Below are 10,947 nucleotides of genomic sequence, written 5' to 3'. Positions count from 1 at the left end.
GCTGGCCAGGACTATGCCGCCGATGATCGCCCCGACGACGACCACCGCACCGATCGCGATCGCCGCGTTCCGGCCGTTGTTGTTGCCGCCACCGGGCGGCGGAGGATAGCCGCCGCCACCCGGCGGATAGCCGTAGCCGCCGGGGGGCACCGGCGGTCCGGGAGGACCGGGCGGGCCGTAGCCGCCCTGGCCTCCTTGGCCACCACCCTGCGGATATCCGTAACCGCCCTGGCCGCCTTGCGGATAGCCGTAGCCGTCACCCGGCGGAGGAGGTGGTGTCGGCGGACCAAAGTTCTGCGGCGGACCGAAGCCGCCACCTTGCCCTGGTGGCGGCTGACCGTTCGGCGGAGGCGGAGGAAAACCCATGCACGAAGGATGCCCCATACGGGTGACAACAGCGAGCGACTAGGGAATCAAGGTCGGTGAACCTGCCGCGTTCATCACCGAACGCACCTTTTGGGCGGCGCAAAAGGCCGGAAGGACCGGCGGCACAATAGAGGCATGCCCGACACCGCCGCACCGTCTCCCGCGTCCCCGTCCTCCCCGCTCGACCCGGCCGTGGCCGCCCGCCTCAAGCGCACCGCCGACGGGCTCGTCCCCGCCATCGCGCAGCAGTACGACACCGGCGAGGTGCTCATGCTCGGCTGGATGGACGACGAGGCGCTGCACCGCACGCTCACCACCGGCCGCTGCACGTACTGGAGCCGCAGCCGTGGCGAGTACTGGGTCAAGGGCGACACCTCGGGGCACGTCCAGCACGTCAGGTCCGTCGCCCTCGACTGCGACGGCGACACCCTGCTCGTCAAGGTCGACCAGACCGGTGCCGCCTGCCACACCGGCGACCGCACCTGCTTCGACGCCGACCCGCTGCCGCTGGGCCCCTGACCCCCTGATGCGGGGGGTCCGCCCTCGTCCGTCCCACCATCCCGGTGACCTTCCGGCCTGGCCGTAAACGTTATCGGCCACTGTGGCAAGCTGTCGGTCCGCGGATCGATGGGAGGGTTCGATGACGGACCTGGGGTACGACCTGGGGGCACTGGACGCGTTCACCGGCCAGCTCACCCGGATCAAACAGGGGCTCGAATCCAGCCACTCGGTGATCGACTCCTTCGACTCCGACTACGGCGACGGCCGGGTCCGCGACGCGATGCACCACTTCGAGAAGCGCTGGCGCGACGGGCGCGGCCATGTCGAGAACACGGCCGGCGTCCTGTCCTCCATGGTCACCGAGGCCGTGAAGGCCTACACCAAGGTCGACGAGGACCTCGCCAAGCAGCTGCGCGACGGCACCAAGGCACCGCAGTGAGCGGCCCCAGGTTCGACACGGGCGTCGGCTACACCCTGCGCGTCCCCGGCAGCTGGTTCGAGGTCGACGTCCGCCCCGCGACCCGCGCCGCCTCGGCGGCCGACCTCGTCAGCCGGCGCCTCACCGATCTGCCCGAACTGCGCGAGCGCCGCTCCGACATCGTCCGGCTGCTGCGCAACCAGGCGGCGGCCGCCTGGAACGCCGGCGCGGTCTACTGCGCGGTGATGGCGGAATCGGTCGCGGACGGCCTGCTGCCCGCCTGCGTCACCGTCTCCTTCGTCGCCGGGCCGGTCGACGCGAGCAGCGACGCCGAGGACCGGCTGTCCCCGCTGCTCGCACCGCTCACCGCGAAGACGGCCAAGGCCGAGGGCGACACCTGGACCGAGCTGTCCACCGTCGAACTCCCGGACGCCGGGCCCGCCGCCCGCAGCCACGGGGTCGAGGACATCGAGGACGAGTCGGGCCGCCCGATGCGCGTCGTCACCATGCAGACCTTCGTACCGCTGCGGGACGTGAACCGCGTCGCCATCGTCTCGTGCAGCAGTCCCGCCGTGGAGGTGGCGCCGGCGCTGCTCGACGTCTTCGACGCGATCAGCTCCACCTTCCGCCTGTTCCGCGCAGCCGACCTCGTGGAGACCACATCGTGAGCCGCCCGGCCGACTGGTACATCCTCGACCTGCACGAGGACCCGACCCCGGGGGACGTCTTCCGGGTCCGCCAACTCGCCACCACCACCCGCCGGATCGCCGACGACGCGGAGGCCGCGTCCCGCAACGTCCGGGCCCTCGCCGGTGACCACGCGACGATGACGTGGGTGGGCGCCGCCGGTGACGTCTTCAAGGAGGCGATCGGCAAGTTCCCCGGGCAGCTCGACAAGGTCGCGCACTCCCACCACCTGGCCGCCGACGCACTCGACGGCTACGCGACGTCCCTCGACTCGGCGCAGAGCCAGGCGGACCGGGCGCTCTCCCAGGGCCGCCAGGTCTACGACCAGGTGAAGAGCCTGCACGCGCAGCTCGTCACGGCCAACGGCTCGCTCACGACGCTGGACAAGGCGGTCGCCCCGCCCGACCCCGACCAGGTCAAGGAGCAGGCCCGCAAGCACACCGCCGCCCAGGGCCAGGTCACGTCCCTGCAGTCGCAGCTCAGCGGTCCCCAGGCACAGCTGGACGCCGCCAAGCGGCTCGCCGGGCAGGCGGCGGAGCTGCGGAACACCGCCGCCGACACCGCGAGCAGGTCACTGCACGAGGCCGCCGACGCGGGCATCCCGCCGGACTCGTTCTGGCACAAGCTCGGGGACCTCGCCGCCAAGGCGTGGAACGGCGTCATCGTCGTCGCGAAGATCGTGGTCGCGGTCGGCGGCATCATCGCGCTCATCATCGGCGGCCCGATCGCGTGGATCGTCTTCGCGGCGGCACTGCTGGTGCTCGCGGACACCATCGCCAAGTACACCCAGGGGAAAGCGACCCTGTGGGATGTGGCCCTCGCGGCGCTGAGCTGCATTCCCATGACGAAGGGCCTCACCTCGCTGGGCGCGCTGAAGGGCGCCTTCGCGGCCGAGGGGCTGCTCGGCGTGGGCAGCCATCTGCTGGGTGCCGGATGGGGTGCGATCAAGGGCATCGGCACCGGCGCGATGGCCCTGTGGAAGGGCCGCTCGGCCATCCCGGGACTGCTGCGCGCCCTGCCGTTCACCGCACTGGGCAAGCTGACGTCGATGGCCACCGAGCTGCGGTACGGGGCCTCCGGCGCGCTGACCGGGTTCGGGGCCGGCTTCGGTGACGGGGCGGGGCTCTTCGGCTCGTTCCGGTCCAGCCTCTCCGAGGGTCTCCAGGGCTGGCGCGGCGGCACCCAGGCGGCGTCGGAACTGCCGTCCCAGGGAGCGCGCGCCTGGCAGGGCTCGGGCGGCTACCCGGGGATCGACCTGTGGCACGACACCGTCATCCCGGCAGGCACCAACACGGAGGCGCTGCACCCGCGCATCACCGGATTCGTGATGCCGGAGGGGACGATGGCGTCACTGGGCGCGGATTCCACCGAGATCAGCAAGGGAGTTCAAGTAGGACCGTCCGACAAGGGCGGCTTCATCCTGCATGAGTACCGGACCGAGGGCGTCACCCTGCGGTTCAACTCCGACGTGCCGGCGGCCGGCGCCTACGCGAACGCCAACCCGCAGTTCGGAGGAGGCGGCCTGCCGCAGTACTTCGTTCCCGACGTGATGTCGCACATCGACTCCGGCGCCATCTCGGTCATCGACCACAGCGGCAACGTCCTGCCGGTCGCGCCGAACGGTGTCGCCACGGTCGGTCCCGGGCAGAACATCCCGCTGAACAACTTCGACCGGGTGCCCGGCTCGCCCATCCTGACCAACAACGTCACGGCCGCTACGGCCCGGGGCGGTATCACCATCGTCGGCGGGATCACCCAAGGAGCGGTCCACGGCGCCAGAATCACCGAGCCGAGCAGGTGAGCGAAGAGATGACGGAAGACCCCCGGCTGCGTATCGCGGCTTCGAGTGCGGGCGGGACCGAGTGGGCGCACCTGGACGCGCTGGTGGCCGCCGAGGTGTCCTGGGGAAACCGGGTCAAGAAGTACTGGTATGTCGTCGACCCGCACTTCGGGGACTGGGAACTCACCTTTGACAAGCCCTTCCACGTGGCCCGGCTCAGGGAGACGTTCATCTTTCCCCCCAGCATTCAACTGATGACCGTCGAGGCGCAGCCGAACGGCCTCGGTGCCAGGATGTTCCTGAGCGACAACCTGAACAGGCTCGGGATCTCGGCGCCGCTGTCCAAGGACCTGCCCGCCGTCAACGCGGAGATCGAGCTATGAGCGAGCACGCCGAACAGGGTCCCCGGCCGATCGAGGTCTCCCCGCTGATCTACCGGCTGGCCGACAGCGTCGTGCTGATCGGTGTGCGGACGGGCGACCGCGGCCCGGAACCGCTCTACACGGATGTCTCCGGAGCGCTGTGCGCCGTCGCGTACACCGACCCGGAGGAGATCCGGCGCGATCTGCCCGAGGGCTACCGGCTGTTCCAGATCACCGTTCCCGAACTGCTCGCCCAACTGCCGCCCGCGGCCGGGCTGATCATCGATCCGCGCGCCGCCTCGCCGATCCACGTGGCCGCCGAGGAGCGCGATGTGGTGATCGCGGCGGGCCTGCCGTTCCCGGCCGGCGCGTACATCAAGGTCAAGGCGTCCGCGGACCCGCAGCCCCGGCTGCTGGCCGCCGCACTGCCGCGGATCGAGGCGCTGGCCGCGGTGCGGCGGCTGTACCTCACGCGCTACCGGGTCGCGGACGCCCGGGAGAAGATCCTGGTGGTGTACGAGGTCGACGCGGTGCCCGGAGCCGACACCGCGGCCGCGGACGCGGTGATGGCCGCCGCGGCCGACATCGCCCTGGCCGACCCGATGCAGATCGTGGCCCTCGGCGACGTTCCGGAGGACCTGCGCGCCGTCGTTCTCGCCGACGTCGAGCCCGCGTACGTCCGGCCGGATCTGCGGGGCTGAGCGGGCGCCCGCCCGCAGGCCCATTACGCTGCCGCTATGACCACCGCTACTGTCGCGCCCGACCTCGAAACGTTCCGCAAGCTGGCGGAGGACCGCCGGGTGATCCCCGTCAGCCGGAGGCTTTTGGCGGACGGCGACACCCCGGTCGGGCTGTACCGCAAGCTCGCGGGCGAGCGTCCTGGGACGTTCCTGCTGGAGTCGGCGGAGAACGGCCGCTCGTGGTCGCGGTACTCGTTCGTCGGGGTGCGCAGCGCCGCGACGCTGACCGAGCGCGACGGGCAGGCGCACTGGCAGGGGACCCCGCCGGTGGGCGTGCCCACCGGCGGCGATCCGCTGGAGGCGCTGCGGGTCACGGTCGAGACCCTGCACACCCCGCGCGACCTGCACGCGGGCGGCGGGCTGCCGCCGTTCACCGGCGGGATGGTCGGCTACCTCGGCTACGACATCGTGCGCCGCCTGGAGAAGATCGGCGAGCACGGCGAGGACGAACTGCGGCTGCCCGAGCTGACGATGCTGCTCACCTCGGACCTGGCGGTGCTGGACCACTGGGACGGCAGCGTGCTGCTGATCGCGAACGCGATCAACCACAACGACCTGGCCACCGGCATCGACGAGGCGTACGCCGACGCCGTCGCCCGGCTGGACGCGATGGCCGCGGACCTGGCCCGGCCGGCCGGGTCGGCCGCCGTCGAGCTGCCCGCCTCGGAGCTGCCGGAGTTCACCGGGCGCTGGGGATCGGCGGCCTACCAGGCGGCCGTCGAGGACATCAAGGAGCGGATCCGGGCGGGCGAGGCGTTCCAGGTGGTGCCCTCGCAGCGGTTCGAGACCCCGTGTCCGGCGAGCGCGCTGGACGTGTACCGGGTGCTGCGGGCGACCAACCCGAGTCCGTACATGTACCTGTTCCGCTTCGACGGCTTCGACGTCGTGGGCTCCAGCCCCGAGGCGCTGGTCAAGGTCGAGGACGGCCGGGCGCTGGTGCACCCGATCGCCGGCACCCGGCCGCGCGGTGCGACCCCGCAGGAGGACGCGGCGCTCGGGGAGGAACTGATGGCGGATCCCAAGGAGCGTGCCGAGCATCTGATGCTGGTGGACCTGGGCCGCAACGACCTGGGGCGGGTGTGCGAACCGGGCAGCGTCGAGGTCGTGGACTTCATGTCCGTCGAGCGCTACAGCCACGTCATGCACATCGTCTCGACCGTCACCGGCCGGGTGGCCGAGGGCCGCACCGCCTTCGACGTGCTGACGGCCTGCTTCCCGGCCGGCACCCTCTCGGGCGCCCCCAAGCCGCGCGCGATGCAGATCATCGACGAGCTGGAGCCGGTCCGCCGCGGTCTGTACGGCGGCTGCGTCGGCTATCTGGACTTCGCCGGCGACTCCGACACCGCGATCGCCATCCGCACCGCGCTGCTGCGCGACGGCACCGCGTACGTCCAGGCGGGCGCCGGTGTCGTCGCCGACTCGGACCCGGTCGCTGAGGACACCGAGTGCCGAAACAAGGCGGCGGCGGTGCTGCGCGCGGTGGCGACCGCGAGCCGGCTGCACACCGACGCGCAGGCGTGACCGCGGGAACGCCGGTGGGAAAACGCGAAGGCGGGGCGGCCCGGATCGGGCCGCCCCGCCGTGCTTCACGGGGCCGTCAGCCCGTGAAGGCCGAGGTGCCGTTCGGGGTGCCGAGTCCCGTCGGGCCGTCGTATCCGGCCTTGGCGGTGCACAGGTACGAGCCCGAGCAGCTGCCGTTGGAGCCGCTCGTCACGTCGTTGAGCGCCGAGGTGTGGGCGTACGGGAACGAGGTCGGGTACGAACCGGACGACGGGGCGCCGGCGATGGCGTACACACCCGCGATGATCGGCGCCGAGGCGCTGGTGCCACCGAAGGTGTAGTAGCCGGCGGCGATCCCGTACGAGTCGTAGATCGCGACACCGGTGGCCGGGTCGGCGACCGCCGAGACGTCGGAGATGGTCCGCTTGGCGCAGCCGGTGTCCTGCTGCCAGGACTGCTTGGCGTCGTAGGCGGAGCAGCCGGAGCCGGTGCCCTCGGTGCTGTTCGTGGACCAGACGGTCTCGGTCCAGCCGCGGGCGTTGGAGGCGGTCTTGAGGGCGGTGCCGCCGACCGAGGTCACGTACTTGGAGGCGGCGGGGTACTCGGCGCCGTAGGCGGAGTCACCGGCGCTGACCGTGATCGCCACACCCGGGTGGTTGAAGTAGCTGCTGTCGTAGGAGGCGTCGGAGGAGGACTCCCCGCCGCCGTAGCTGTTCGAGACGTACTTCGCGCCCAGGGTGACGGCACGGTTCACCGCGGTGCCGAGGTTCGCCATCGAGGGGGTCTTGGCCTCGACGAGCAGGATCTTGCACTTGGGGCAGATCGCGCTGGCCATGTCGAGGTCGAGGGATATCTCCTCCGACCAGCCGGCGTCGGCGGTGGGCAGCGCGGTGGTGCTGCCGGTCTGACTGACCTTCTTGAAGCAGCCGTTGGCCGTGGTGCAGGCCGGCAGTCCGTAGTGCGCGCGGTAGACGCCGAGGTCCGCCTCGGCGTTCGGGTCGTCGTAGGCGTCGACGATCGCGATCGTCCGCCCGGCGCCGTTGGCGGCCGCCGCGGAGGTCAGCCCGTAGGCCTTCTGAAGATCGCTCGGGCCGTAACCTGTGGGGGCGGCGGCCGCATTGGGGGTGATCGTCGTGCCTCGGACGTTGGTGGTGTGCACCGTGCCGCTGGTGACGCGGAGCGCCTTGCACGCCATCTCGCCCGCCTTGGGCAGGGCACAGGCGCGCGCGGTGTGCACGGCCTGGTCCGCGTTCACTGCGACGTTCCGGGCGGTCGCGGCGGTCCGCGCGACCGGCTGCGCGTCGGCGGACGGGGCGATGGCGAAGCCCGCCAGGGCCAGTGCCGCGACGGCGGTGAGGGAGAGTCCGGCGCGCCGAAGCGACGCCGGAGTAAGGGTTGTGCGCAACGTACTGCCTCCTGGGGCGGTAACCCGGGGGCTGTGCGGGGGGAATTGATCCGCTGGAGCGAGGTGGTCGCACGGGGGATCGGCGCGAACGTATGGTGACGGGCGCACGTCAACAAGACGGCAGACGGAGTCTCTACCTCCGCTTTGCTTTCGGCAGTGATCGCATGGGTGAAAACTTGCTCACTCATGGGCTGGTCGGTGCATGAAATCGACTCGTGGTGGTCTGTCCCTGATCGGTCCCCCGCCTGTGCCGCCCGCGGGCCGACGCGCGATAGTGGTCTACGTGACTGCCGTGCCCCAGCCCCGCCCCGCCGAAGAATCCGCGACCACCGCGACCGTCCCGGTTCCGCCCGCGCCCGCCCCGGAACCCGCCGCCGACCCCGTGGTGACGGGGCCGCCGGCGCGCACCCGCGCCGCGGGCCGCCGCAGCCTGGCCCTCGCGCTGCTGCTCGGCGTCGCCGGCGCCGCCCTCACGCTGCTCGCGGCGGGCAAGACCTGGGCCCACGGGACCGCGAAGTACGCCGAGGGCTCGGTGGCGCTCACCGTCTCCGGCAGCGAGATCACCGGCGTGCCCGGCGCGCTCGCGCTCGTCGGCCTCGCCGCGCTGGTCGCCGTGTTCGCCGTCCGCGGGATCGGCCGCGCCGTCGTCTCGGGACTGCTCGTGCTGTGCGGCGCGGGCATCGTGACCGCAGCCCTCACCGACGGCCCCGGCTCCGCCCTGGACGCGGCCGCCACGGCCGCCACGACGCTGGCCAGTACGACCGTCGTCGGTGAGAGTTCCACCACATGGCCATGGGCCGCCGCCGCCGGGGGAGCGCTGCTGCTCGCGGCCGGAATGCTGGCCGTGCTGCGCGGCCGCCACTGGCCGGGGATGTCCAACCGCTACGACCGGGACGGGGCCACCGGCCTGCCGTCCCGCAAGGCGCAGCGCCCCGCCCCGGACCCCGAGCGCCCCGAGGAGCTGTGGAAGGCCCTCGACCGCGGCGAGGACCCGACCGGGGGCTGACCGGGGCTGACCGGGGGCCGGCGTGGGGCCGACCTGGGGCCGGCCCACGCCGCACCCCCGTGCACAAGGCGCTCCGGGAGCGCGCAAGAATGGACGAGGACAACTTCCCCGACCGAGAACATAATGGGAGCACTCATGGCGGGCACCAACCACGGCCACACCCCTGCCGCCTGGACCGGCGTCATAATCGCCTTCATCGGATTCTGCGTCTCGGGTGCCTTCATGGTGATGGCCGAGCCGCTCGGATTCTGGGCGGGCCTGGTCGTGGTCCTGCTCGGCGGCGTCGTCGGCCTCGTGATGCGCGCGATGGGCCTGGGCCAGCCCCGGAAGCCCGCCCACAGCTGACGTCCGGCTCCAACGGCACGACACGCACGACAGGCGCGGCCCCGGCTGATCCGGGGCTGCGCCTTCGTACGTCCCGGGGCACAATCAGGCACGTGACCGACAAGCTGACCGCCGTGCCGCCGCCCGCCGGCACCGCCGCGCCGCATCACGAGCCGTGGTCCGCCCCGGAGCCCGCGCCGCCCGCCGGCCGGCTGCGGCGGGCCGCCGTCCCGCTGGGGGTGCTGGCGGGAGTCGTCGCCGCCTTCGCGTACGTCGGAGCGGTCGACCCGAACACCCCCGGCCACTACCCGGTCTGCCCGCTGCTGAAGTACACCGGGATCTACTGCCCCGGGTGCGGCGGGCTGCGCAGCGCCCACGCGGTCGCGCACGGTGACTTCGGCGCGGCTCTCGGTCTGAACGCGCTGGCGGTGGCGGCCTATGTGCTCTTCGCCGTGGTCTGGGTGGTGTGGCTGTCGCGGACGCTGCGCGGCCGTCCGTTCGAGATCCGGATGCGGCCCGCGTACTGGTGGGCGATCGGCGCGGTGGCGCTGTTCTTCAGCGTCGCCCGGAACCTTCCGTTCGGATCGGCGCTCGCCCCGTAGCGCTCCAGCGCTCCAGCGCCCCGGTACGCCGGGTGATGGCAGGAACCGGCCATCTGCTGTCCGGTCCGCCCCCCTGGCGGCCGGAGGAACCGTGCCACGCAGGGCGGACGGATACCCCCGGTGGCCGCATTTGTCCAGGTAGTGGGACCGGGATCGACCGGATGCGCGCCCTCCGCCCTCGGCCGGATACCATCAGTGAGCCGAAGCAGGCATTTGCCGGCTTGATCGTTGACTGGCTTGATCGTTTCGGTGTACGGACCGTGCTCCACCACCCAGCCCGGAAGGGGACCGCTCGCGTGAGTGTGCTCGACGAGATCATCGACGGAGTCCGCGCCGACCTCGCCGACCGGCAGGCTCAGGTCTCCATCGACGAGCTCAAGGAGCGGGCCGCCAAGGCACGCGAAGCGATGGACGGAGTCGCCGCGCTGCGCGGTGACAGCGTCAAGGTCATCTGCGAGGTCAAGCGCTCCAGCCCCTCCAAGGGCGCGCTGGCCGCCATCGCCGACCCGGCCGGGCTCGCCGCCGACTACGAGGCGGGCGGCGCCGCGGTCATCAGCGTCCTCACCGAACAGCGCAAGTTCGGCGGCTCCCTCGCCGACCTCGAAGCGGTCCGCGCCAAGGTCGACATCCCGGTGCTCCGCAAGGACTTCATCGTCACCGCGTACCAGCTGTGGGAGGCCCGCGCCTACGGTGCCGACCTCGCCCTGCTGATCGTCGCCGCCCTGGAGCAGGACGCGCTGGTCTCGCTCATCGAGCGTGCGACCTCGATCGGGCTCACCCCGATCGTCGAGGTGCACGACGAGGAGGAGGTCGCCCGCGCGGTCGACGCCGGCGCCCGGATCATCGGCGTCAACGCCAGGAACCTCAAGACCCTCGAGGTCGACCGCGGCAACTTCGCGCGCATCGCGCCCGAGATCCCGGACGAGATCGTGAAGATCGCCGAGTCCGGTGTCCGCGGCCCGCACGACCTCATCGCGTACGCCAACGACGGCGCCGACGCCGTGCTCGTCGGCGAGTCCCTGGTGACCGGCAAGGACCCGCGGGCGGCCGTCGCCGACCTCGTGGCCGCCGGCGCCCACCCCGCCCTGCGGTTCGGGCGGAAGTAACCCCCATGTCGATCTCGACGCGCCTCGCCCCCGGTTGCCGCCCCCGCGGCTGCCGGGCGCCGGCGCGTCGCGTATTGGGCCGTCGGGTGCGTTATGTGATCGGCGGCGAGCCCGGACAGGTCAACGGAATGCGATGGCGTCGCGGCTGAG

The 10,947-nt window shown here is 72.1% G+C and carries 13 protein-coding genes; 12 read left to right on the top strand and 1 reads right to left on the bottom strand.

Annotation, left to right across the window (positions count from 1 at the left end; all coding sequences use genetic code 11):
- Positions 1-501 precede the first annotated feature (501 nt).
- The 7 genes from hisI (at position 502) to O3W51_RS32775 (ending at position 6,375) form a co-directional block, all read left to right on the top strand.
- Entirely contained in the window at positions 502-885 is a 384-nt protein-coding gene (gene hisI / locus O3W51_RS32805) for a phosphoribosyl-AMP cyclohydrolase (RefSeq protein ID WP_138356923.1), read from the top strand.
- 121 nt (positions 886-1,006) lie between these two features.
- Complete coding sequence (locus tag O3W51_RS32800; protein ID WP_138356922.1) at positions 1,007-1,306, top strand: hypothetical protein; 300 nt, start codon at positions 1,007-1,009, stop codon at positions 1,304-1,306.
- Positions 1,303-1,953, top strand: coding sequence for a hypothetical protein (locus tag O3W51_RS32795; RefSeq protein WP_138356921.1), 651 nt, complete (start codon positions 1,303-1,305; stop codon positions 1,951-1,953). The genes O3W51_RS32800 and O3W51_RS32795 overlap by 4 nt, the downstream gene beginning before the upstream one ends.
- Entirely contained in the window at positions 1,950-3,773 is a 1,824-nt protein-coding gene (locus O3W51_RS32790) for a putative T7SS-secreted protein (RefSeq protein WP_198357164.1), read from the top strand. Before O3W51_RS32795 ends, O3W51_RS32790 begins: the two co-directional genes overlap by 4 nt.
- A gap of 8 nt (positions 3,774-3,781) precedes the next feature.
- Positions 3,782-4,135: a hypothetical protein gene (locus tag O3W51_RS32785; protein WP_138356919.1), complete on the top strand. Its 354-nt coding sequence runs from the start codon at positions 3,782-3,784 to the stop codon at positions 4,133-4,135.
- Complete coding sequence (locus O3W51_RS32780; protein ID WP_138356918.1) at positions 4,132-4,815, top strand: enhanced serine sensitivity protein SseB C-terminal domain-containing protein; 684 nt, start codon at positions 4,132-4,134, stop codon at positions 4,813-4,815. The genes O3W51_RS32785 and O3W51_RS32780 overlap by 4 nt, the downstream gene beginning before the upstream one ends.
- A gap of 36 nt (positions 4,816-4,851) precedes the next feature.
- Positions 4,852-6,375, top strand: coding sequence for an anthranilate synthase component I (locus tag O3W51_RS32775; RefSeq protein ID WP_138356917.1), 1,524 nt, complete (start codon positions 4,852-4,854; stop codon positions 6,373-6,375).
- A gap of 76 nt (positions 6,376-6,451) precedes the next feature.
- Here O3W51_RS32775 and O3W51_RS32770 read toward each other — a convergent pair whose 3' ends face one another.
- Positions 6,452-7,759 (bottom strand): S53 family peptidase, encoded by a 1,308-nt coding sequence (locus O3W51_RS32770; protein ID WP_138356916.1) that lies wholly within the window; start codon positions 7,757-7,759, stop codon positions 6,452-6,454.
- 283 nt (positions 7,760-8,042) lie between these two features.
- On the opposite strand from O3W51_RS32770, the gene O3W51_RS32765 reads away from it, so the two are divergent.
- The 5 genes from O3W51_RS32765 (at position 8,043) to trpM (ending at position 10,946) form a co-directional block, all read left to right on the top strand.
- Positions 8,043-8,765 (top strand): TIGR02234 family membrane protein, encoded by a 723-nt coding sequence (locus O3W51_RS32765; protein WP_443048365.1) that lies wholly within the window; start codon positions 8,043-8,045, stop codon positions 8,763-8,765.
- A 135-nt stretch (positions 8,766-8,900) separates the two neighbouring features.
- Positions 8,901-9,110 (top strand): HGxxPAAW family protein, encoded by a 210-nt coding sequence (locus tag O3W51_RS32760; RefSeq protein ID WP_138358680.1) that lies wholly within the window; start codon positions 8,901-8,903, stop codon positions 9,108-9,110.
- A gap of 92 nt (positions 9,111-9,202) precedes the next feature.
- A complete protein-coding gene (locus tag O3W51_RS32755) occupies positions 9,203-9,691 on the top strand; it encodes a DUF2752 domain-containing protein (protein WP_381587654.1) in 489 nt (162 codons plus the stop codon).
- 296 nt (positions 9,692-9,987) lie between these two features.
- Positions 9,988-10,797: an indole-3-glycerol phosphate synthase TrpC gene (trpC, locus tag O3W51_RS32750; protein ID WP_138358678.1), complete on the top strand. Its 810-nt coding sequence runs from the start codon at positions 9,988-9,990 to the stop codon at positions 10,795-10,797.
- Positions 10,798-10,802: 5 nt separating this feature from the next.
- Positions 10,803-10,946, top strand: a complete 144-nt coding sequence (gene trpM, locus O3W51_RS48990; RefSeq protein ID WP_368860168.1) for a tryptophan biosynthesis modulator TrpM — start codon at positions 10,803-10,805, stop codon at positions 10,944-10,946.
- Position 10,947: the final 1 nt, after the last annotated feature.

This window comes from Streptomyces sp. H39-C1, from assembly GCF_027158125.1.
Lineage (GTDB): Bacteria > Actinomycetota > Actinomycetes > Streptomycetales > Streptomycetaceae > Actinacidiphila > Actinacidiphila fildesensis.
Note: the sequence above shows the minus strand (reverse complement) of the source record. Positions and strands in the feature narration are given on the sequence as shown.